We start from the raw sequence: 24137 nt of genomic DNA on the forward strand, positions 1-24137 counted from the left end.
TAAAATGGTTTTAATGATTCTTTGGTTAAAAGGTATTAAGCCTTTTAGTTAAACGTCTAACTTGTAATTTATAACACTTTGCTTTTAGTCGTCTTAAGTAAGCGATGTATAAGAAGCATTAAGAAAAACGGTGAGTTAGCTATGAGTTTATTTTGTCAATCGACAAATCCGAATTGTGATGGCGACCAAGCCGTTACTCTTCTCTCATCTATCTTTGGACACGACTTCATCAATGCGTTTATCAATGCGTCTGGACCAGCCTCGACAGTACCATCATCAGGTTTACTCACTAATATATTATTAGGCGGTGTAGCTAGTGTGGCAATGTCGTTGGTTTTGGTTTTTGCGATCGGTATTGGTTTAACAGCACTTTTGAAAAGCGCCCAGGACGGTGAAGCTTTCGGGAAAGATTCAAAAGTCACTACGATGTTTTCCCGAATATTATATTCGATTATTTTACTTTTACCTACGGCGTCCGGCTACTGTTTCATTCAAGTAGTCGTGCTAGGTATGGTGCTATGGTCAAATAATGTATCCAATACAATTAATAATAGAACGTTAGGCGAATCCTTAATGGCTTCGGCTAGTTTGTCAGATACGCACGATCATCAGCGTGACATCTTTGGATTTAGGAAAAATGCGCCTGTTATGCTTCGCCAGTTGCATTGTATTAACGTTCTAAACCAAGAGTTTTATACTCTACCGCCAGCATTCGGGCGCTATTTTAGTGATGGTGCTTATGGGGCGAATGCTAATCCTGGTGTTAGCATGACTGCAGTAGAGAAAAAGCAAAACTACATTGATAAAACCGCTAAAACTGCAAGTAACTGGACATCTGTTACTTATAACTTCGCTTACGCTGACAGCCGTTTAGAAGTTGGGGGCAAAAAAGAGCCGATCTGTGGCGGTGCTTCAATGAACGTTGTTAATCCAGCTGCGGTTAATGCTGAGTTAATGGACATTCCTGTTTATAAACTTCGCCAATCAGATCAAAACAAGATCAACGTTGCTTTGGCAAATGTTCAAGCTAAGTTACAACAAGAAAAGAACAATCTATATCGTCAATTCTTTATCGATTTAGAAAAGTGGTATATCGCATATCAAGTAAGCCCTAATGCCACTGAACAGGAAGGAACATTCCCGATTAGTAAAGCTGCTATGGATGCTTTCAATGCGCTAGTTGATAATTATGTGAATAAGAGTCATACCGTAACGAATAATGTTCTGACTTCTGAAAATGGCTATACTGCGGTTCAAACTGTTGTTAATACGCTAAATCAGCGCGGTTGGATGATGACGCCTGAAGCTCGTATTAAAGTAGGTCAATATCGCGCTATTGTTGAGAAGTATATTACTGAACCTTTGTGGACGTTCAGCCCTCCTACACTGAATTCAGCAATCATGAGCAACTCAAAAGGTGAAGCAATTTATAACACCGTTTATGTTGCAATGGATAATGCTGTTGGTAGCATTACATCCAACAATAATTGGGTGGCAAACGGCGATATTGCCGACTCTACCAACTTAATATCAATGTCTACCGATGGTGGTGACTCAAACAAAGTATCCAACATCGATCAAAAGTTTTCGGCATATGGTTCTGCTTGGGCAACAAACATTACTAAATCATTGGTAATGGGTGTATTGGTCGGTGAAAAAGGCGATGCGGAATTATTAAATAATAATTCGTCAAGCTCAAATATCAGCCCTACTACATTGCACCGCAATACGAATGTTATCCGTAATATTCAAGATACTGGTGAAGCAATCTTAGTCTATAAAGCTGTGGCTCAAGGTACTGTTGTCGGTATGAAATTAGTCGTGCTTACTGCTCGTTCTGGTTCTGCTCTTGTTCAATGGGTACCAGGGCTTAAGGGCGTAACTGAAGAAGGCACCAACGCTTTAGAATATGCCGTTGAAAATATCTTTGCTCCTATCCTTGGTCAGCTAGTAACGTATTTGACGATTCTTGGTGTGTGGATGGCGGTTGTTATTCCATATATGCCAATGATCTTCTTTGGTCTAGCTTGTGTAGGTTGGATCATCCATATCCTATACGCTGTGTGTGGTTTGCCTTTATGGGCGCTAATGCACATGATCCCTGAGCGTACTTTTGTCGGTAGCCAAACACAAGGTTATGTCACGGTATTAACGTTGTTCATGCGACCAATATTTATCATTGTTGGTTTCTGGATGGCTGAAATTATTATCGGGCCAGCTCTTGTTACGCTTACTGATATGTTCTTTAGCTACCAAGGTGCAATGAGCATCGCTTATTCATCTAATACGTTTACAGTTATCTTTACTGAGCTGATTACGTTTATCTGGAAGTTCTTCTTATATCTATTCTTGATGACTTCAGCGATCTACCTGATTTACGGGTTGGTATTTAGTGTTGCTGACCAAGTACAACAATGGATTGGTTCTGGATTGAATGGCGGTCAGTGGGGTGAAACAAACTCAAAAGAAGCTATTCAAAAGTTTGGTGGCGCTGCAAGTACGTTGTCTGGTCCATCTCCAGCATCTCGCCGTCCTTTACCGCCTGGTAGACGTCCTGATGGTGGTAAGGGTGGTCCAAATAATCCGAAAGGTGGTGGTGGTGGCAATGGTGGTACAGGTGGTAATACATTAGGCGGTACTGGTAGTACGACTGCATATAGCCCTGTAAACATGCCAGCTAGATCCGCTTCTTTTGGCGCTGCAACTGGTGGTACAGGTGGTATTACTCCAAGTGGTGTCACTGGTGGTACGGGTGGTAGAACTGGTCTTGGTGCTAAACCAACATCACCTACCCCAAGCCAAGGTCAATCTACATTCGGTATGGGTGCTACAAGTGTAAGTGGTACAAATAATACGCCTACTACTGGTGGTGGTCTATATGGTGCAAATGCTTACGGAAAAACAGCTTCTACGTTTAATCGTGGTGTAGCTAAAGCATCAGCATCTAAGACTGGTTCTACTTTCGGTAGTGTGAATGTTGCAAGTGGTACTGGCTATACGTATGGTACTGGTTCGACTCCTAATGCACGTTTTGGTGCTAGTTCTAGTGCAACCAAGAAATCTAATATTTCTGGCCGTAGCACTATGACTAATCGTGTGCGTTCAGGTTTAAGTTCAACTCTGTCTAAGTTTAAAGGTAAACCTTAAAATCTAGACAATAAAAAATGGTGCTTTATAAGCACCATTTTTTTTATCAAAATATTCATAATTAAAAGTTGATTTTCTGAATGTTGTTTTTGTTTGTAGAGTTAAAAATAAATCTACGAACGCCGATATTAACAAGTTGCTGTTGATCTTTCTCTAGCTGACCAACTGCATGACTGTAAGCACGGTTCAAATTGTTATATGAACGGTTTTGCACAAGTAAGTCAAAGTTGTTGATACGCTCTTCTTCTAACTCAATTTGCTTGTTATTAAGCTCGATGTCTTTTGCTTTCATTTGGGCGCAAACATTGTTGTACTTGTTCGCCAGCTCATTGTGCTTGCTTGTAACGTCATCAATGTGTGCGTTCGCTTCAGTAACCAATTCGTTGTACTGATTTGTAATACCTTTGATTCTGTTTTCTAGCATTTCAATGTGAGCTAACAAGGCATTTTCATTCTTCATGTGTACTTTGTTTTGGATTAAAAAGTCTAATCCCATTGAAGCACGGTCAATCGCTTGGTCGAAAGTAGCGCTTAAAACGTGTGCGTGATTTAACATATTTAGATACCTCACTACTTTTATTAAATTAAAATATTAAAACCATGTAACCTTATTCTTAAACCTATCAATAAGATTAACGCTATATGTATATACTATCTTAAAACAAAACCTAAAAACTTTTTTTAAAGTATAAAATAAGTATTTAATCGTATATACTTAATCCGTCCACTTAGCTATTAGGGACATTTAATAAGAAGTTAATTTATTTTAAGAACTTCCTTTAAGCCTGGCGATTCACTTATGAAATTTAAACCCTCATTTCAATTAAAGCCCTTGAGCTGTGGCATTAAAGTCGCAATTTTAGTGACTTGTTCGGCTTTTATTTATACCGCTAACGCCGATCCTATTTCTGAAAACGTAACCGCTACAAATGCTAATACGGCAAAAGTTCCTAACAACGCTCAAAAAATGATTTTCCATAAATATTCGATCATGCCGAATGATGGGCGCCGTAGTGCTGGTCGTTTTGGTGAATTTCGTTTGCGAGGGGGCGCTGCTGGTAGTCATAACGGTATTGATATTAGTCGTGCGAATCCTAATGACCTTACACTTAAAGCAATTGGTTCAGGTTCTATTGTCTCTTATGACACACGTTCATCTGGTGCAAGCAACCAATCAACCACTAACCCACTAATTATGCAGATGGATACTGGCGATCGAATCATGTATCGCCATACTGATCCATCGTATCAAAAAAAATATAACGCTTACCCTGGTCAACGTATTCAAGCTGGTCAAAACATCGCACACATGTCAAATAAAGGCTGTGGTTCATGTGCCGTGCATTTGCACATTGAATATGGTGTAAAGGCAAAACGTGGGCTAGATGTTTGGCTGAATAAAAACTTAGATCAAGTTTTTAAAAATCCATCCATTGCACTTCAGCAACGCGTTAAAGGATCTGCGCCATATGTGGGTAGTTCTGAATATAAGTTAACAGATCCTACGCCATATTTACCTCAAGACGTTGTGATTAGTGTCTCGCCACAAGGACAAGCATTAGAAAACAAATACACACCGTACTTGGGTAACACCATTAGGACTCAATGGAATGCCTTATATTCATCATCAACAGGAATCACCCTCCCCGTTTCTTCATCGGTAGATGGCATTGCAGTAAAACAAGGCAAAAAGCTTCCAGCACTTGCATTTAGTGGCGATGTTTCGATGGATGCTTATGGATCTGCACAAGTGCAAGTCGCTCAAATGATTGCTGACGGTACTATCTCACCTGAAGCAGCTGCAAGCGGTACCATTTATGCAAATGATGTTGCTCAATATGCACCGCCTAGAACTATTTTTGGTGGTACGGCTGATGATGTGGGTTTTGATATTGGTGCACTTAATTCTACGCCAGCAGAATTAATTGAAAACATTGGTACTGGACGTTATGGCAACTCTAAATGGTTTAATGAATTAGCAACTATGTCGATGATGGGGCTTTTGATTGAAAAGCTAAACATTATCAATGCACAAAACTATTTGACTAAAGAGATCCATAAACAAAATGAACGCTTAGAGGCTCTTTTGGCAGCTTATACAGCGTCAGAAACTCAACGCTATTCTGGCCGTGTAGATGAACTTTATACGAAAGCTGAACAACCAACTGTTATTCCTGAAGTAGCAGTAGTTGAAATGAAACAGCTTTTTGAGGAAGGTGGAAACGGGCAAGTTTATTCAGATGCACAAATCTTAAAAGGTGGACAAGGTACTCCAGATCGTAAATGTGGTTGGGGTATACCAGGTGCTTTTGGTGCGGTTAAAGATGGTATTAAACGTGTTTCTTTAAAACATGGTTATAACCCTAATGACGTTGCAGCTATTCTTGGTTTTGAATCTGCCGGTTTTAATCTTAAAATTGACAACAACGCTGGTGCATATGGTTTAAGTCAATGGACTAAAATTGGTATAACAGATATTAATGCTTCAGATTTAACAGCGAGAGGAATACCAGCTTCAATTAAATCAAACCCTAAGCAAATCACTACACTGAGTGCTCAACAACAAGTCGAATTATTAGATTTATATCTTGCAGTAAAAGCACGACAACGTAAAAGCGACTATAATAATAAAACAATAGCTGGGTTTTATGCTCTAGTTTTAGGTGGACCATATAAAAGCCCTAGTCGTGAATATAATGCGAACAGAAACCTCGATAGAAACCCTCGAGATGGTGTTGTGACTTTAGCTGAAGCCGTTACATTTGAAGGTATTGTTATGCGTTTATGCCCTTACTATTCTGAATACCCTTAATAGAGCAATTAAAGGAAATATTATGAAAAACAGATTTTTGTCTTTATTGGGTTTTAGCCTTTTAGCATGTGCATCTTTTAATGCTAGTGCTAATACTAGCTCAGACTCTATTCGTGCTGAACTTGAAAAACTGCGCTTAGTAAACGTTAAATGTGCTGCGGTTTCTAACGATCCATTTGATGCAAAACACCTAAATTGCTATACAAATGTTTATAACCGCGCAAGTCAGCTTGGTAGCCTTGCTTCTAAATATATTAATAATGAAGAAGCTCCGCGTGTTCTAGCTGATCACAATCGAAACTTTACTCAGTTACTTGCTAACTGCGATCAGTTATACGCTGGCCAGACTGCAAAGTACAAAACACTAAGCATGCAATGTAAAGCGACCAATAAATTAGGTTGGGCAATGTTTATTCCGGCATTAATGAAGTAATAAAGGATCAGGTTATGAAAAAGTTTTTAAGTTTAGCTTTGTTATGTGCTGCTACCATTATTACGTCATCTGCCAACGCTGGTTATAAGACCAAAGCTGAAGCTATTCAAGCTTATAACAAGGTACAAGCTGAGTATCAAAAATGCGTGTTTAATTATAATGAAGCGCGTGATTCTGAGTACGGTTCACCAGAACTTAAGTGCAATACACCATACAACCAATCATTAACACGTTTCATCAAAGACGTTCGTGCGGAAAGTCAAAAGAATGCTGCAGCTTGGCAAGCAATCAATACACAACATATTAAATTTAGCCAAAACTGTGATAGTCAAACTATGGTGAGCTCATACAATCCATCGTTTTTTATTCGTCAATCTTTTATGTGTGAATCCTCTGCTTTTACATCTTTAGCACAAGTGGCAATCGACCTTTCTTATTAATTTCAAAACATAAAAAGGGCATCTATAAGATGCCCTTTTTTGTCGTTTGGTTTTAGACTTTTTCTATAATTGTTTCGGTATCTGGTGTTTCAACTTCAAACCCAAAGTGAAGATTACCGTATTCAATTGCTTCTTCTACCCAATGCAAGCCCATGTTTTGCTCATTTCCTACTTTGCTTGAATCATAAGCCTCAAGGGGCATCACCCTCTTAATATCATTTTCGATGAAAAAATATGTATAACAGTGAGGGTGCACATATATTCCATCAAAATAAAATGGAATTAAATATCTCCCCTTTAATTCCTTAAACTGCTCAATTGTATGTTTACTTGAAGCAATTCCACCGCCTGAATCTATGACAATGCTTCTAAAAGATCCTGAAGGAATATCAACGATAGCCAGGCCATCGAACGTTTCTACACCATTTAATATCTCTTTAGTTTTGAGATAAACACCTGGTTCAAAATGGCGTTGCTTGAAATTAAAATCTTCCGTGAAACTAAAGATTGACTTTGTTTCCTTTTCAATTAGATGAAACATTTCAAGAAGTGGTGTGATTATATCTGCGACCTGTGAGCCCTTTTTCTTAACAAGCTCCATGATATACGGTTCGTGATGAAACTCTCCGCGAATATAACTAGCATTGTGACATGCCTGAAACACTCTATTTTGCAGAACTTCAACTTGATTAGGCATTTGAAATCTCCGTATTTTTTGAATTTAAGTGTTCCAATAAATCATTAATGCCATCTGTAAATAATATGTTTTTGGCTCGTGTTACGGTCACATACAACAGCCGTTTTTCATCTGCAGAAATCATTAGCTTTTTATCGAGAATTTTATAGTTAAAGCCTTTTGCGATTAGGACATTATCCCACTCTAAACCTTTACTCTTGTGTGATGTGCTAATGACCAAAGTGTTTTTTGGGTCAGTTTCATCATCAGCCATACTATTTTCTAACGCCCACTCAATCACTTGCCATGAGTATTGGTTTGTTAGATCCAGAAAGGTTTTTAATTCTGTAGTTGCCCCCTCCACTTCTCCAAACACTTGTATATGGTCCACAAGCTCTTGGTAGGAAGAAAAGTTTTGAAGCTCTTTACACGTTGGCCGTTTATTTGCTCTCAGTTGAAAAATCCCACTGAAAATATCTTTACTGCGCTTTCCATCAACCTCAAGACGTATTTTCTTTTCGCCATTAAGGTAGCCATGAAACTTAAAAAAGTATTCAAAAGCCGTAGCATTTGTTCTACAAATAATCGCGTTCAATGAAGATGGTGCATAACTTGATGTACTGAAAGTGGTAACTTTTGACGTTTTACTTGGTAAACCTTTTAACTGTCTGGTTTCACCAAAAAGTTTATTGAGAAGTAGATTAGCTATATCTGCAACTGCATTACCAAACCGAAACGACTGTTCTAAGTACAATGCTTCAAGATCTAGGTTCTGTAAAATATCTTTCGCACCCCTAAAGCCATATATGCTTTGGTATGGATCTCCAACAAAAATAACTTTTGCTTTTTGACGTTTGAGTACGTCTAGTATTAATTGGTCACTATCTTGGCTTTCATCTACCATCACGTAATCAAAATCAAGTTGTGGTTTTTGCAGTACCCACCACTTGAGATAGTAATCGTGTGTAATACCATAATCACCGTTTGGATCAACTACATCATTCCAGATCATTTTCGCAATTGAAGTGATTTTATCTTCAAGAACGTCATTGCGCTTAATTGATGTTTGTTCTTTTAAAGCTATGTAAGCATGATCATTGGTAACAGTCTGATCCACTGTCATACAAAAATAACGTAATGTATTAAGGATAATCAGCGCTAATGTTAGATCGGTGAGTTGTCGGTTTTTCCCGTTGTACTGAAATCGAATGTTTTCAAGCTTAAACTTTTGAACAATATCTTTAGGAAGTAACGTAGGTTTGTTAATCTTATTTTTCAGCCAACCAGGTATATTTCTGTAAGCTAGAGAATGGAATGTAGAACATGTGACTGAATTCAGCCCATATTCAGCGAATTTTTGATTAGCTTCATCTGCCATCTTTTTATTAAATGATAGATATAGTCCAAGCTTACCTAGTTGTTGCAAAGCACTACTACAATGGATCAATGTCGTAGTCTTACCAGTACCAGCAAAAGCAATCAATTTAAAACTGGTTTTTAGTCGTGTTGCTTTATCAATTGCTCGTTGCTGTTCACTGGTAGGTTTTTGAGTAATTTTCTTCACAACCATTGCTTAATTTCGTGCTAAAAAAGAACTTGGTTTTTTGTTTTTCATTACAAGCACATCGCTTTCAACAATTTGCATCTGGCTTGCTAAAAAGTTAACTTGTTGCTTCAGTTCGTTTATATCGCTTTTTAGTTCAACTACTTGCACTTGCATCTCAAGGTTTGAATATTTGAGCTTGTTATTCTCAGTTTCTTTCTCTTTTAGTGCTGCCTGTAATCTTTTGATTTCCTGTTGGCTCTCTATGTTAGCCACATTAATATTGCTTTTGCTTTGAATATTTTGTGCTTGAGAAGATGTACTCTCAATTGCAACAGGTGTTGGCTTTGGTTGTACTGTGCCATTATATTTGGTTGTCTCTGAGATCTTATCCCATAGAGAATATGTGCGTAATGGCGCTGGTATATTTTGATTTGGTGTTGAAAAACTGGTGCGTAAAGCATTTGCACTGTCTTTAGATACAATGTCTCCAGAACTATTAATTTCAGTAAAGCCAGCATAAGCAAGTGAAACAACTGTTGAAACTGCTATTGCACCAATTACCTTAAAATAGTTTGATTTCTTCATTAGAATGCCCCTTTCAAGCGCTTATTTTTTGCCGTTTGATTTGATGATTTTCGAGTGATTGTGTTGTTTTCTAAATTGATAGAAACACCTACATTCATGACCTGATTTTTCTGTGGGTTGTATTGAATAAAGACCAGTTCTTTTGCATATTTCTTTGCGTGTGTTAAACGTTCAGCATGAATTTCATCAAGATTAAATCTGATTTGCATTCGCGATATATACAGCTTGAATAACTGATCATTTACTTCAGCTAAATTTAAAACTAAGCCTTTTTCATCTATAGAAGCAGACTCGAAAGTTAAATCATTTAAAAACCAATTTTCGGGTTGTATTAGTAAATAAAACTTTTCAACTTCGCTTGTGATTGCATATGAAAAACAAAACTCATTCACCTGATAGGTGCTTAAGCAAATGGTTTCATTGTTATAGCCACGTTTCATGTTTCGGTCATATGAGCTCAACCACCAAACTAAATAGTGTCGTGCTTCCAACTCTTTAACGGTTATTTGTGCTATTTCTGAGGCCTTTAGCTGTAATGCTTCAAGGTTTTCTATTCGTCTAGCTCTCATAGATAATTCACCTTATTTTTCTTGAAAGCATGAGTTATCAAAAGCCATTGAGTTAGGATCTAACCCCATGTTTTTAAGAGCCAAGGCTTTACCGTCAAGTTCAGGGTTATCAGATGTGCTTAGTTGTTGCGAACTTGTTTCTGAAGATGCATTTTTCTCATTAGTACCTGAACCTAAAAAGTAACCGCCTCCAGCAAAAACAACTACTGCAGCTACAATGCCCATAGCTGGCCAAGACGTTTTAAAACTAGAGAATCTATCTGCTAAAGATAAGCTGTATTTTTCTTCATTAGAACGTATAGGGCTGTCTGTAACATCAGCCTTATATTCATTTAGAGCTTGATGCCAAACTTCCTTTATGTAGCTCTGAAGTTCATATGTACTGAAACGAACCTTGCTTTTGTTTAAGTAATAGCATGGCTCACTTATAAGAATTTCTGTGTTTTCGTCAGACTTTAAGAAAACTTGTCCTCTAAACAAATTATTCTCGACCTGATCAAATCCTTTGATCGTTAATAGTAGATCCGTGGCCTTTGCATCTATATTGAAGATGCTCACCTGGCGATTTCTATCCGTATCTCCAGAAAGGTCAGAATCTAAAAACATAGACTCATTGTTTATCTTAGAGAAATAAGGTGAAAAGTTTCCGACAATCGATTGGAAAGCTTTCAATTGAGTTTTGTTCATCTCAATTCCCTCTTATTTGAAAATATAGTCAAGAGTGGCTGTTTCTGAAGTTCCTCTACGAGCTTCAACTTTTCCAGTCTTTTTATTTACAAAGATAGCAACTGGTACACCAGCAGTTAGTGGCTGTGGCTTTTGTCCAGCGCTACGAATTGCTTCTCGCTGTTCACGATCTTCTTTTGGCATTGCAACAATATCTTCGTGATAGAAGAAGATAGATTGAAGAGCGCCTAAGTGTTTATCCAACTCAGCAAGTTCCTGTGGTGTAGGAATCACTTTAATTGAGTTAATTTCTTCATCTGTTCCATTAAAGGTTTTATTAATAGTATCTTCAGATGGTTTACGAAGAATTCCAGCTGCTAATTGTTTTCCGTTTTCACTTTGGTTTAGAACTAAAGCTGGAATCCATTTAATAGTTGCACCGCTTTTAACGTATGAGCGAGAAAGGTTGAATGTTTCGTGACAATATTTACAGCGTGGATCGTAAATGATGTAAACAGTGTTGTTATCATTCGCTTTCCCCTCTTTAAACCCTGAAAGCGTTTTTACAGCTTTAAAGACTGGATGATTGTATGCACTGGCCAAATTCCCAACGGAAGCTGTTGGTTGTCGTGCTGGTGTATTCATTTTTTTTGCAGTTAATTTAAGAGGCTCAGATATATTTTTTTTAGTAGCAGAATCCCAAGCTGTACCATGTAAGATGACTTTTTCATCGGATGTTGTAAAAAACACCGCATTTTTCCCATTAGGTGCCTCAAGAATCCAAGAAGTTAAACCTCCACTAAAGGGTTTAACTTCTTTTACTTTGCCCATTTTTTGCATCTTAGAAGTAAGGTCCTGAGATGGTGCAGCGTAAGTAGAGATTGTAATAATACTAATAGCGCAACTTGCTACTATTTTAGTGAAATTATTTAAAAGCATTTTAGAGTATTACCTTTTAAGCCATGTTTTAGCAGTATAGTTAAAATATGTTTTTAAAAAAATAGTTAAATAAAAAAGACCGGTGTTTTAATACCGGTCAATTATAACTTATAAGTTTAAGACTAAAACCCTTTTTGCTTGTTTTTTTGTATTTCATCCTGTGGTATTTCTACGCTCACCATATCAAAAACATGATCGTCACTATACTTAAAATCATCTTTATCATTGTTTTTAGAGTTATAAGATCCGTTGTTTAATTCCTTGTCCGTAAACTCTACTACTCGAATAATACTGTTCACATCTTCAGCAGCTTTTTGTCTAGCTTCAGTCATGGCAAAACTCAATAATTCGTATTCAAAACCAACAAGGCCAATGTTAAAGTCTGGCTCTTCTAATGGCTTCCCTAATTTCACCTCAATTAGATAATGCGAGATTGGACCTAAACCCTCACTAAACAAAGACGGTCTACCAATATTCTGTATGAATGCGTATGCAGTTCGATTGTATAGTTTTAACCAGCGTATATCTGTTGGTGGCATTACACCTAGTTGTCTTGCTGTTAATACAACCTCACACAAAATAGTTCTTACATATGCATGGTTTTTAAAAATCTTAGTAGCAACGGGATGTTTAATGTATTTGTGAATTCTTTTTCTAAGGAAATCAAAATTAAACCCTACAAGCTTACGATCGCCCTCAACATACTGATTTTCAATTGCAAACAATGGGTTGTTAGGTATATTTTTTGTGCAAATATCCCAATAGTAATTAATTAATGTTGTTGAATCTTTTTTGATTTTACGGAACTCTTCATCATCCATAGATTCATCGGTTGCACATGCTACTGGTAAATACAAAGCTAGCAAAATTGTATCAACATCGGATAAATACGATAATTCATCGGGTGATGTTTCTTTTGAATTATCAAGGGTTATCCAAAGATCCCCTAGTTGTTCACGTAAGACATTTAAAAACTTCTCTTCATCTATGATAGGTACTGTTTCACTTTTATCATTATATTCTTTCGTTACTCCGTTGATTGTAATGTTCACAAGGCGCTCTTTAGTTCCTGTAATTAACTCATGCCTATTTGCAAACTCATAAGTTGAATCTAGCGCTTTAAAATGACCATTGTTCGTATCATATTTTGACAAGTCTAATGGACCAAAAACCTGTAAGTGTCTTTGGTTTGGAATTTGTTCCTCTATGAACTCTTCTAGGTTCATGCTTTTGATAAAGCCCCGTGCTGGATGCTCGCTGTTGAAGCGGTCATAAGCTTTCTTTATCCAAGGTGTTGCCAGCAAAAATATTAATAAATTCCATGCTTGACTGGCTTTTGAAATTTGAAAAATAGTGACTTCGCTAAACTTATTTTGACAAAATAATGGAAGCCAATTGTTTGTTGGTTTACATAGGTGTTCTGTTGAATACACCAACTCACTTAGTAAAGGCACGTAGTTAAGCCCGATAGCTTTGAATATGCTATGTATCCACCATAGAGGAATAATTAAAATGCCTTTTGTGTATACTAAAAACCCTACAATTTGAGGTTTATAAGCAAACCATACAGCCAAAAAAGCCACTAAAACCATAACAACAGTAAATATATAAATATGATTCTCATGTACAAGCTTATCTTTTGGATCTGCCATTTTATAGCCTATTAATATGTGTATTGTTGGGTATTATATAGTTAATATTGGTTTTAATCTAATTCCCCTTAAACCTTTTAAGGATTTTAAGTCTGGTTTTAAGCTCTTGACTAAAGTGGCATTTAATACCTTTTAAAGCTTAAATCAGGTCAATCTCAACACTAAGCCAGTATTCTTGGTCAAATACTAAAAAGAATGAATAAGAAGCCCTCCCCTACTAGACATTTAAGTGGATTAACCGCCTATATAATAAATTTCTCTATAAATATTGTTGGTAGTCTTTTTATTGAATAGGGCACTCCCCTACTCAGCTAATATAGATCATTTTCAGTTGTGCATTTCACAACGTCTACTCATTTATTTAACTGTAAGTAGTAGTAAGCCCTCCCCTCTTCTTGGCAACTCCATTTTTATCAGTCTGATAATGAATAAATCAACGATTTAGAATCGAAAAACCGTTATCAGCCTGATAATGAAAAAACCACGCCAAGGGATCTAAAGCTGTTATCAGTCTGATAATGAAAAAAACCATGCCAAGGAATCTAAAGCTGTTATCAGTCTGATAATGAAAAAAACCACGCCAAGGGATCTAAAGCTGTTATCAGTCTGATAATGAAAAAAACCACGCCAAGGAATCTAAAGCTGTTATCAGTCTGATAATGAAAAAAACCACGCCAAGGGATCTAAAGCTGTTATCAGTCTGATAATGAAAAAATCCACGCCAAGGGATCTAAAGCTGTTATCAGTCTGATAATGAAAAAATCCACGCCAAGGGATCTAAAGCTGTTATCAGTCTGATAATGAAAAAAACCACGCCAAGGAATCTAAAGCTGTTATCAGTCTGATAATGAAAAAAACCACGCCAAGGGATCTAAAGCTGTTATCAGTCTGATAATGAAAAAATCCACGCCAAGGGATCTAAAGCTGTTATCAGTCTGATAATGAAAAAATCCACGATTAAAAATCGAAAGCTGTTGTCAGTCTGATAATGAAAAAATCCACGATTAAAAATCTAAAGCTGTTATCAGTCTGATAATGTAAAAAACCACGCCAAGGGATCTAAAGCTGTTATCAGTCTGATAATGAAAAAATCCACGCCAAGGAATCTAAAGCTGTTATCAGTCTGATAATGAAAAACACATAAGATATGGACACATGTTAGGCATATAGATTGAAAAAGTTGAAATATATTAAAAATAAAGTGAAAAAGTATTTTAAATATTTTTCAAATATTGTATTGTTTGACTTTACTTGAAAGGTGATTGAAAAATGGAAAAGAACTCAGGAAAAACTTATATTTGTACAAGCATCCACTTTAAAGGTGGTGTGGGCAAAACAACATCTACGGTGAATTGTGCTGCTAAGCTTGGAAAATTAGGTTATACGGTTTTAGTAATCGACTTAGATAGCCAACGTAATGCAACAAAACATATTTCAAATGTTCCAGATATTAACGATATAGATGGCACTCTAAAAGATATTTTTGAAAACTATAAAACAATTAACATTCACGATGTTATACAAGGTCCAGATAAAACCAACTTTGAAAATGTGTCTTTGATTGCTTGTGCTAATAACATTCGTGATGTTGAAATCAATATTCAGCGTTCTAGTCCAGTTCCTAATGAAATTATTAGAAGTGTATTAAGAAAGATAAAAGGGGATTTCGACTTTATTTTGTTAGATTGTCCACCGCGAATGGAAACTCTAACTTTTAATGCTTTGTTAGCATCAAACAGTTTATTAATTCCATTACAGGGTGAATACAGTATTCAGGGTTTGGAAGATATACTTAACTCTATGGATGACTTAGAGACAAGCAATCCAGATTTAAAAATTCTATCGCCAGTACTAAACTTTTATAACAAGCGTAATACAGTGGATCTTACCTTGGCTGAAGATATTCGCAATGAATATGCTCAACCAAAATTGCAAGAAAAACTGGTAAATAAGGAATTAATCTGTATTCCAAATGCTACGGTTTTTAGTCAAGCATCATATGTTAAGTGTTCCGTATTTGATCTGGATGCTGGAAAAGAAACACCAGCAAAACAAGCAATTAATCAACTTGTAGATCTAATGGTTTCTGAATACAAAAAATTATAAGGTGCTGATATGAACTTTAAAGATAAAGTAAAAAGCATGAAAAAAACATCTGTTGCTAATGCAACAGGGAGTGATGCTCAAGTTACTGATGTAAAAGAAAATACAGCGACTCCAACCATAGAAGAGGGGAGTCTTAACCCACTAGCTAAGCGAGAAACAAAAAATATTGTTAGCGGATCTCATTTAGAATCAATCGACATTGATTTAATTGATCCATCACCTTATCAACCACGTATCATGAATAAACGTGTATATGAGAAGTTGCCAATTTTGGCTGCTGATATAGAAACTAATGGACAAATTAACCCGATTACAGTTCGACAGAAGGGTAATCGTTACGAGTTAATTGCTGGTGAGAGACGTTTTAGAGCAATTAAAGAGATTTTAAAGCTCAAGAGAATTACTGCTTTAGTTAAAACATCTATGAATGATGATAAAGCTGCTATAACAGCTTTATTGGATAATACTGCTAGACAAAATCTTTCAGATTTTGAAAGCATATTAAAAATCAAGCAATTATGTGAAGAGTTTGGTTATCCTTTTGAAAGTTATGAATTTGTTACTGAAAAATTTGCGATTGATAAGTCGAAGTATTTCCGTCTCAAATATATTCTAGACTTACCTGAGTTCATTTTGGACTCTTTGAACGAAGATCCTGAGCTAATTTCTGGATATATTGCTCAAGAAGTGAATACCGCAATAAATAAAGCTTTAGAAACTAAAACTGAAAAAGCAATTTTCGACTTGTTAAGACCAGAATGGGATAAATACGTTGAAGAATTTAAATCCACGGGCAAGCGTCATAAAGGATTTATAGCTATTTTGAGTGAAGAAGAAAAAGCAAATAAGGCGACTAAGCCTGAAAAAACTGAAGAAGCTACTACTGAAGAACAACCGAGTAAGATTAAATTCGATTTTAAGACAGATAAGGGCGTTAAATTTGGTTCTATGAGTTCTGAATGTGGTACCAAAGGTAAGAGTGTACTTAAGTTGCGAGTAGCCTTGGATGCAGATATTACAGAAGAGAAAGCTAGAAAAATTGAAGAGTTTTTTAAGAGCTTGAATGATTGAAGTTTCAAAACTTTGAATGAAAAAAACCGGCATTGCCGGTTTTTTTTATAATAGATCTGGATTAAAAGTCTGGTTAAGCCAATCCGAACTACTTGGATTGGTTACTGGTTTTGATTCAGATACGTTTTGACTTGGTTTAGCATTGTTAATTTCGGACGTTTCGGTATTTTGAGATGTTTCAACGGTAGGGGAGTGGTCCTGAATGTTTTTATGTTCAGTATGTTTAGCTTCCTTTATCTTAACTGCTTTTTGAACAGGAACCTCCTTGCTCTTGATAGAATTAGTTACGGGCTTTTTAGGTGATTGTTCAATTTGCTCCTTACTACTTTCTGGTATTTGTATGGATATATGATCAAGATACTTTTTTTCAAGATATTCAATATCGTACACATAGTAAGCAGTATTAAACTTGGTGTATGTTTCAACACAAGTACTTAAGCCAAACCTTAATAGGAAAGAATTGACAGAATATAGGCTTGCCATATCCTCATTAACTTCATACAACTTATAAAGGTATGAAAGCTCAATTAGAACCGCTATACCAGCATGTAAAACAGCAGTTATGTAATTTCTACGAAGCTTTCCTTGAGGATGTTTTTTAATTGAATTAAATAGTTTTTGATTTGCATTTTTATCTATTTTCATTCGTACAGGCTGTGCAAACGTCTCGTCTATTTCATTTTGCACTGGCGCATTTAGAAAAATCTTCTGCTTGTCAGTACAAAAGATAAATCCTAAATACAGCAGACTTAAACTAAAAGCGTTTAAGTCTAGACCTGGTAGATTTCTATTAACATTACTAATCACATCAAGATCTTCTCTTGTTAAGTGAATTAATTGATAGGATAGTTGTATGTAGTTTGAATCTGTCATTTGATTTCTGCGTACATTTTATACATGTATTTAGCTAACTTATATAAACCTTTAGCATTGGCGTACTCTGGTGATTCAGCGATTCTTACGTTCGGTAAGTCGTACTTTTCTTTAATCTCTTTTTCAAGAAAAGCTGCACCGCCTCCACAAAATAATACTAATGCTAAATCATCGCCTCCACCGATCTGTTTAGAGATAAAGTTATTTAATTCGATCATGAATTCGTTTTTAGCTTGCTGAATTAAACCTGTAATATCTTTGGCTTGAGATCCTATACCATAAGTTCCAGATTTTAGTGCGAAATCTAGCCAGTTAGCGTTAACTGTTTTATAGCCAGATTCAAGAATTAAGCTAGTGATTCGTTCATAGATGGTAAGAATACCAAGGTTACGTGATGTAGAACGATGGCCATCAAGCATGTTTCCTCCATCTAATGTGACTACAATATCAGTGGTTTTACCGCCAATATCGATTACAGCACATTCAGAACTTATTAAAAGATCACTATCTTCTGAACCGTTTCCGTGTACATCAATAATCTCATTAAAATAAGCTGTTTGAGCTTCACATTTAACAATATGTCTTTTAATGATATTAAGCGGTTTACCAGCTTTATGATCTTTTAAGTTGAAGCAAACATCACCATTGAGTAGAAAATTAGTTTTCATATCAATAAGTGGCATGTTTTTGGTTTTTTCAGGTGTGTAATAGCGACTAACAGGAAGTGAAGTAGCGATTGCAAACGCTCTACCATCATATGTTCCGATATGGTCAATATAGGCCTTAATTGCCTGGTGTATTAGTGCCTTGTTATATTCAGATGTCGGGTATTCGTCTGTTCTGGTATCCAGAGGAACACTACTATTGATCTTCTTACCAACTGTATAAAAGTTTTCATTTACTTTAACCACATAATAGTCAGTAGAATCCTCTTCGCCAGTGAGGACTTTTCCTGAATAAGCAATACTAGGAATAGTCAGTTTGATTTCATTTCCATCTTGATCTAGACCAGCATAAAGCTTTGTACCGCCATGTCCATCATCAATACCTAGAACAATATAACGTTCTTCAATCGCTGGTTTTTCATTTTGAGTATTTTTCATAAGTTTACCTTTCAATTTTTCAAGATTTACAACGAGTAACGTCTTCTACCGCGTCTAGTGTATTTATTGCCCCCAAAAACTAAGCGTCTAAGAGCAGAGGGGATATAGCTGTATTTGTATTTAAATACTTTTTCAATAACCAATGTTGCTACTATCAAGCCGATGAAAAGCATAAGTTTGAACAAGGAAAACTTAATAACAACAGCTAGAAAAGGTATAAACAAATATCCGTTTAAACCGCCCCATAGGATTAGATTTAATCTAAATTGCGACCAGTGTGCATATTGATCATCCATATTCGCCTCTTAATAAATCAGTTTGTAATAGTAGTCTTCATGCAAACGACCAGCTTTGAGTAGATCGTCAGCTTGTTTCCTGAAACTCTTACTGATGTTTGGATCTGAACCATCAGAATTAATCATTAACTCTCGAATAAACTTCTGTTGAGCATGAATATCATCAATTAAAAGCAATTCTTCTTTCAGTTGAGGTGATAAAATTAAGTGTTCCCTTACAGCAAATACCTTGCCGTTCACATCTTTAACAAGACGTTGAGCAATCAATGTATAAACTGAACCAATAATGTCAGCTGCAGCCTGAAGATGTTCTTCATGCTTAAAGCGCTTCAACATACGTGGAATAATTTTGTCTACGGTGGTTGCGTGAACCGTTGCAAAAACAGGGTGGCCAGTTAAAGAAAGTTCTAGAGCTGCAGAAATTGTTTCTTTATCTCGCAATTCACCGATTTCAACTGCAGCAGGACGTCTACGCATCGCCTCTCTATTTGCATCCGCAAAAGTCTCGAAGTTATTGGGGATTTCGCTTTGACTAACAATACTGTGTGTGCTTTCAATTGCGTCATACTCGTATTCGATAGGCTCGTTGTGAGTCAAAATATTTCCACGAATATGAGTATTATTTTCCAACACATAGCGAATATTTGAAGCTAGTGTTGTACTTTTACCAGAACCAGTGATTCCGCCAATGATGTAGCAACCATTGTGAGGTAGCGATCTTTTAATGAAATCTTCATCTAAACCCACTTTTGAAAAGTGAGGGGGAATGCCAGAAATTGTACGTAACGTTATCTGAAAAGAATCTCCAGATCCACGATACGAAGTTCGAGATACGTTCACACGAAAGTTATAACGAGTTTCCTTACCTGAAGCGTCTTTCTGCAGAATACGATATGCCTTATTAATAAACTTATTATTAATAAGGACTAAGTAGGCATTTTCATCAGCAATCGTTCTTAGGATGTGTAGAGCTTCATCACGATTGATAATACGGTGTGTTAACGAATATAACTCCAAGTCTTTCATCATTGTGATGGGGCGATCTGGACTAATGAAAATATCTGAAGCACCATGAGCTAATGCTTCATATAGAAGACTTTCAAATTCATCGCGACTTTTAAACCCTTGTTTCGGATCTTTGTATGTCGTTATGGCTGTTAATGTAGCCAAACCAAAACCACGGCTAGAATCGTAGTCTTTGCGAATGTCTTTGGTAGCTGTCAGAATCTTATTTTCAGATCCTTTAATCTTGTTAACATCAAATAATGCAGATTTTGCTTTTAATGTCGAAACCTTCATTTGCATTTAAAACTTCCAATTGAGTTAGCGAACTTAAGGTTCGCTAACAAGGTTAATTTTTGGAATTTGATAGCTAGGTGCAATTTGTTCAGGTTGGAGAATTGGTTTCCAAGTTTCAATATTTGAATTGAACTGCGGTAATTGTTGGATTTGAAGCAATTTCATATCAAGAGCAATAGTGTCTTGTGTAGAAGAAACAGCCAGTGATTGACTGCTAATTGCTGGCATTGATAACTTGCCCTCTAAAACAAACTTATGGAAAGTAACCATCCCCAAATAATCTCGTTTAAGACGATCTACTGCATCTTCAACAATATTTCGGCCCTCAACTAAACCCATTTCATAAGACTTAGCAGCAGTCTCTTTCCATATTTTTCGTTCTTGTTCGTTAGCTGGTAACATTTCTTTCGGAATGAAAGTCACGTAATCAACATTGCTATCAAGTGTAGGGAAAACAAGGTACTGACGCCAATCAGGTGCACGAGTACTGAAACGAGCTTGTTTCAAGATTTTATAAGTCTGCTTAGTCGTCTTGTACGACATGGCATTAGGTGTCTCAGTTACATCTTTTGATTCAATAATAACCGGGGGAACAACAACATCTTTGATCATGTAAGGTTTAAAGTTAAAGATTGTATCAAGGTTACGCTCTTGGCTTTTGATGACCTCACGAGCGTTGCTTAAATAAGTATTGATCCCTAACTTAATACCTTTTTGCTTAACTAATTCAAGCATGGCTTCATAACGAGCTTGCTGTTCAACATTACTAACATGAACTTCTAAAGAAGACTGGTTAGATGGGTTTAGTAGCTCTTGTAATGAAGCATTATTAGAGTAGTCCATAAAAACTCCAGATATGTATAAAAGGATTTAAAGGGTATTAGTTATAAGTCAATAAAATACTTTTATTTTGATGATCTAGAGTTATCGAAGCAGTATTTAAATATGCAGAAACATCGCGTAAAGCTTCTACACCAGTAAGACGCTTTTTATTAAAATTAACAATTGGAAGCTCATGAGTAGGACCAGCTTCTACAAAACGGTATCCGTATTGGCTAGAAATACTTTTAATTAAAGGTATTGGATCGCCTATGTAGTCGATATTTAAAAGGTCATGGTTGATGCTACCTTGTTTCTTCTGAACAGTTTGCATTTGAATTGCAGAAGAGTTCTTTAAGTTCTGTTGTGCAATTAAAGCCTCTTGAGATGCTTCAGATATAATAGATAAAGGGCTTGCTACGTTTAATTGCGTTACATCACGACTAGCACACCCAGACATCATTAAACCAATTGCAAGAACGCTTAAAAGCTTTTTATTGTGCTTCATTTTTACTCCGGATTAAGTGGGTATAAAGACAAAATGATTTTAGTCTAAAAACTATTAAAATGCACTTTATTAATTATAAAAAATCCCTTAAAAGGTATAAAGCCGACTTTTAGGCACTCGCTTAAACCTAATTTATAAGCTTTAACGCTTATCTAAGGGCGTTCTTCAGGCAGTCGTACCTGGCCTAAACAAGACAAATCTGTAAAAAATACTCTTTTTAAGTGCATTGTCTGTCCAAAACAATGCTTTTTTTTAGTAGTACCTATCTGAAATGGAAATACAACGTACTTTTTTCAATCAATTATAGAGAGTAAATGAGCTCTTATAGTTTGCTGGACGTCTTTTATATTCCTTTATAGTCTTATTCTTTCTTTTTATTATCTTTTCTATTCTTTTTTGTTCTTTTTTTAGAATATAATTTATACAGAAAATAACAAAGTACATTTATTCTTTTTTTAATTAAAATATTGTTAATACTGTAATTTATATTTTACAGTATAGAAGTATATTAATAAAGATGTTAATATGCTTTTTTTAATTAATATTAAAAATATTATTGGTGATAATGTAATTTATTTATAAGCCAGCTTCTTTAATATTAAATAAATTGATAAAAACTGTTTGAAGAAAAAATGCATCTTGGTATATACCATTCCTAATTTAAAAGTTTAAAGACATTAAAGCTGCTACTTTTAAAAACCTACCTTATGGTTTAGTGCTGTGCATCTTAAATATAAAGATTTGACACCTTAAACACCAATTAAACTGCAATAATGATAGGCTTAGAGTCGTATTTTTCCCTAAAAATTTAAGGCATCGCAACTGGCAAAAGACTATTGAAACTATGCATATCAAGCACTTCACTGTAAAAAAGGTCCACTGTGTTTTTATGATTTATCAACTTCATTTTTTTGATTTTTCCACTGTACTAACAAGAGAGGAGTCAAAAAAGACATTCGCATTTATTGGGCTTAAAAGTGAAAAACATTTTGCTTAAAGTGAAAAACGTTTTAACGAGTACTTTTAGAAAGGTGTTTAACGTTGTAGTATGTGCTCATGTTTTGCATGTGGATAAAGGGTGGTAGTGGTGAGCAGTTTTGAGAATCCTAATAGCTATCCAAAGACATTAAAAGAATACACAAGTCGTATAGAGGATTTTCCGTATTCTACTAAGACCAAATATGATATTGAGCTTAAGCAAAAAATTGATAAACATTTAGATAGTTCAGAGCTAGATTTAAAAATGTTGTATGAAAACATATATTCTGAATTTAAAACTAAATCTGAAAATGGTTATTACGCGGAATCTACATTTAGAACATATCGTGCATATTTAGTGTATGGAATCGGTCTAAAGCTTAATGAGCTAAATAATGGCTCTATTAATGATGAAGATATAGATGCTGGTTTTGATGAATATTTTTTAGAAGAATTATATTTAAGAATCATTAACACAAAATATACAGCTAATAAGGACAAACCTAAGCGTACTTCTGAGCTGAAAACAAAGTACTTTGAACGCACGTTTTACAACTACTTGATAAGAGAATTCGAGCATAAGAACGAGAGTAACACCAGGGTTAGTGAGTTTGATCGGATGATGGTTGCTTTTGTTGATGCCAATCTTGTTGTTGGATTGCGTCCTGTTGAGTGGTTTTCCGTTTCATTCTGTTGTGCAGTAAAAGGACCAAAACTGATCATGATTGTGGAAAATGGCAAGGCTACACATGGTCGGGCTAATGGACTTAAAAGGTATTTAATACTTGATGACCTTAAACATGAAGATCAAGAAAAGATATACCTTTATTGGAACTTGCTAAATAGGTATGTGAGAAAGGTATCTAGTTTAAATAAAAGTAGTGGCTATACCTTTGGATGGGATGAAAAACAGACTTTTATTAAAATACTGCAAGAGCGTTTACGTTTAAGTTATATCAATTACTTTAAGCTTAGAGGCAAGGTTTTAACTAATGAAGATCAACGACCTACTTTATACAGTACAAGGCATCAATGTATTGCAAATGCTAAGGTAAAGGGTATTGATAAGTTTGTGATAGCTGGTGCTTTTGGACATGCTGGTAAAGATACTGCTTCTAACTTTTATGGGCGAAAGTGGAGAGGCCATAGTGGTTTTAGTATAAAGCCTACTTTAGATTCTATTGAAAACGTTAATGGTAGCCATGAATTTGTTAAAACACTTTTAGCTAATAACCTAGATACCTTTTATTATTTTGATCTTAATATAGCAAATGAGTTTAATACCGACTATTATAAGGACGAATTAAAGTCGGGTTTAGTGATTGACTAAATGGATAACTCTAAAACTAATTTGACTACTTCAACATGGGGTTCTCCTTACGCTGAAGTATCAATAATAGGTAAAAGAAAATACGCAAGGCTTTTAAGAGTGTTGGTTAGTACGTTTGCCTCATTGTGCATTTTAACCGTTTTAACAACGCTTAGTTTTGTAGCTTTTAAACTCACCACAACAGATTTTGAATCTTTGGTTTTTGATGACGGCACACCAGTTAAGTGTGTGCTTAGCTCTAAATCAGATCGTCCAATTCCATCTGTTATATATCAGCCAGCGAAATAGG

The 24137-nt window shown here is 35.7% G+C and carries 21 protein-coding genes; 8 read left to right on the forward strand and 13 right to left on the reverse strand.

Annotated features, from left to right (window positions below; all coding sequences use genetic code 11):
* The first annotated feature begins 141 nt into the window (after window positions 1-141).
* Window positions 142-3147: a DotA/TraY family protein gene (locus CDG62_RS01355; protein WP_005028667.1), complete on the forward strand. Its 3006-nt coding sequence runs from the start codon at window positions 142-144 to the stop codon at window positions 3145-3147.
* A 61-nt stretch (window positions 3148-3208) separates the two neighbouring features.
* Here CDG62_RS01355 and CDG62_RS01360 read toward each other — a convergent pair whose 3' ends face one another.
* Window positions 3209-3703: a hypothetical protein gene (locus CDG62_RS01360; RefSeq protein ID WP_005028665.1), complete on the reverse strand. Its 495-nt coding sequence runs from the start codon at window positions 3701-3703 to the stop codon at window positions 3209-3211.
* A gap of 243 nt (window positions 3704-3946) precedes the next feature.
* On the opposite strand from CDG62_RS01360, the gene CDG62_RS01365 reads away from it, so the two are divergent.
* The 3 genes from CDG62_RS01365 to CDG62_RS01375 are packed head-to-tail and all read left to right on the forward strand — an operon-like array spanning window position 3947 to window position 6832.
* Window positions 3947-5959, forward strand: a complete 2013-nt coding sequence (locus CDG62_RS01365) for a peptidoglycan DD-metalloendopeptidase family protein (RefSeq protein ID WP_005028664.1) — start codon at window positions 3947-3949, stop codon at window positions 5957-5959.
* A 22-nt stretch (window positions 5960-5981) separates the two neighbouring features.
* The gene (locus CDG62_RS01370; RefSeq protein ID WP_005005820.1) at window positions 5982-6392 is read left to right on the forward strand and encodes a hypothetical protein; all 411 of its coding nucleotides are present in this window, start codon (window positions 5982-5984) and stop codon (window positions 6390-6392) included.
* Between the two features lie 14 nt (window positions 6393-6406).
* Complete coding sequence (locus CDG62_RS01375) at window positions 6407-6832, forward strand: hypothetical protein (protein ID WP_005028662.1); 426 nt, start codon at window positions 6407-6409, stop codon at window positions 6830-6832.
* A 52-nt stretch (window positions 6833-6884) separates the two neighbouring features.
* On the opposite strand, the gene CDG62_RS01380 is transcribed toward CDG62_RS01375, so the two are convergent.
* The 7 genes from CDG62_RS01380 to CDG62_RS19515 all read right to left on the reverse strand — a co-directional run bounded on the left by CDG62_RS01380 (window position 6885) and on the right by CDG62_RS19515 (window position 13465).
* Window positions 6885-7529 (reverse strand): hypothetical protein, encoded by a 645-nt coding sequence (locus tag CDG62_RS01380; RefSeq protein ID WP_005028658.1) that lies wholly within the window; start codon window positions 7527-7529, stop codon window positions 6885-6887.
* On the reverse strand, window positions 7522-9078 hold the full coding sequence (locus CDG62_RS01385; RefSeq protein WP_005028656.1) for a UvrD-helicase domain-containing protein: 1557 nt from the start codon (window positions 9076-9078) through the stop codon (window positions 7522-7524). Before CDG62_RS01385 ends, CDG62_RS01380 begins: the two co-directional genes overlap by 8 nt.
* 3 nt (window positions 9079-9081) lie before the next feature.
* Window positions 9082-9639 carry a hypothetical protein gene (locus tag CDG62_RS01390; RefSeq protein ID WP_005028652.1) on the reverse strand — a complete coding sequence of 186 codons (558 nt, stop codon included), beginning with the start codon at window positions 9637-9639 and terminating at the stop codon, window positions 9082-9084.
* A complete protein-coding gene (locus CDG62_RS01395) occupies window positions 9639-10079 on the reverse strand; it encodes a hypothetical protein (protein ID WP_228254382.1) in 441 nt (146 codons plus the stop codon). Before CDG62_RS01395 ends, CDG62_RS01390 begins: the two co-directional genes overlap by 1 nt.
* A gap of 141 nt (window positions 10080-10220) precedes the next feature.
* A complete protein-coding gene (locus tag CDG62_RS01400; protein ID WP_005028648.1) occupies window positions 10221-10895 on the reverse strand; it encodes a hypothetical protein in 675 nt (224 codons plus the stop codon).
* 12 nt (window positions 10896-10907) lie between these two features.
* The gene (locus tag CDG62_RS01405) at window positions 10908-11813 is read right to left on the reverse strand and encodes a hypothetical protein (RefSeq protein WP_005028646.1); all 906 of its coding nucleotides are present in this window, start codon (window positions 11811-11813) and stop codon (window positions 10908-10910) included.
* Window positions 11814-11935: 122 nt separating this feature from the next.
* On the reverse strand, window positions 11936-13465 hold the full coding sequence (locus CDG62_RS19515; protein ID WP_024160802.1) for a Type IV secretion system protein IcmP/DotM: 1530 nt from the start codon (window positions 13463-13465) through the stop codon (window positions 11936-11938).
* Between the two features lie 1269 nt (window positions 13466-14734).
* Between CDG62_RS19515 and CDG62_RS01420 the strand changes: the two genes are divergently transcribed.
* Together CDG62_RS01420 and CDG62_RS01425 are read left to right on the forward strand one after the other, a co-directional pair.
* Complete coding sequence (locus tag CDG62_RS01420) at window positions 14735-15571, forward strand: ParA family protein (protein ID WP_005028640.1); 837 nt, start codon at window positions 14735-14737, stop codon at window positions 15569-15571.
* A 9-nt stretch (window positions 15572-15580) separates the two neighbouring features.
* Window positions 15581-16642: a ParB/RepB/Spo0J family partition protein gene (locus tag CDG62_RS01425; RefSeq protein WP_024160785.1), complete on the forward strand. Its 1062-nt coding sequence runs from the start codon at window positions 15581-15583 to the stop codon at window positions 16640-16642.
* Between the two features lie 45 nt (window positions 16643-16687).
* Here the strand turns inward: CDG62_RS01425 and CDG62_RS01430 are convergent, their stop codons facing one another.
* The 5 genes from CDG62_RS01430 to CDG62_RS01455 form a co-directional block, all read right to left on the reverse strand.
* On the reverse strand, window positions 16688-17515 hold the full coding sequence (locus CDG62_RS01430) for a hypothetical protein (RefSeq protein ID WP_024160786.1): 828 nt from the start codon (window positions 17513-17515) through the stop codon (window positions 16688-16690).
* The gene (locus CDG62_RS01435) at window positions 17512-18618 is read right to left on the reverse strand and encodes a ParM/StbA family protein (RefSeq protein ID WP_024160787.1); all 1107 of its coding nucleotides are present in this window, start codon (window positions 18616-18618) and stop codon (window positions 17512-17514) included. Before CDG62_RS01435 ends, CDG62_RS01430 begins: the two co-directional genes overlap by 4 nt.
* 305 nt (window positions 18619-18923) lie before the next feature.
* Entirely contained in the window at window positions 18924-20219 is a 1296-nt protein-coding gene (locus CDG62_RS01445; protein ID WP_024160788.1) for an ATPase, T2SS/T4P/T4SS family, read from the reverse strand.
* A 27-nt stretch (window positions 20220-20246) separates the two neighbouring features.
* Window positions 20247-21056 carry a type IV secretory system conjugative DNA transfer family protein gene (locus CDG62_RS01450; protein WP_024160789.1) on the reverse strand — a complete coding sequence of 270 codons (810 nt, stop codon included), beginning with the start codon at window positions 21054-21056 and terminating at the stop codon, window positions 20247-20249.
* A 37-nt stretch (window positions 21057-21093) separates the two neighbouring features.
* Window positions 21094-21540: a DotD/TraH family lipoprotein gene (locus CDG62_RS01455; RefSeq protein ID WP_044103272.1), complete on the reverse strand. Its 447-nt coding sequence runs from the start codon at window positions 21538-21540 to the stop codon at window positions 21094-21096.
* Between the two features lie 1087 nt (window positions 21541-22627).
* Here CDG62_RS01455 and CDG62_RS01460 point away from each other — a divergent pair.
* On the forward strand, window positions 22628-23848 hold the full coding sequence (locus CDG62_RS01460) for a hypothetical protein (protein ID WP_228254383.1): 1221 nt from the start codon (window positions 22628-22630) through the stop codon (window positions 23846-23848).
* A complete protein-coding gene (locus CDG62_RS19275) occupies window positions 23849-24136 on the forward strand; it encodes a hypothetical protein (RefSeq protein ID WP_024160792.1) in 288 nt (95 codons plus the stop codon).
* The last annotated feature ends 1 nt before the right edge of the window (window position 24137 follow it).

Origin of the sequence: Acinetobacter sp. WCHA55 (genome assembly GCF_002165305.2) — a bacterium.
Classification (GTDB): domain Bacteria; phylum Pseudomonadota; class Gammaproteobacteria; order Pseudomonadales; family Moraxellaceae; genus Acinetobacter.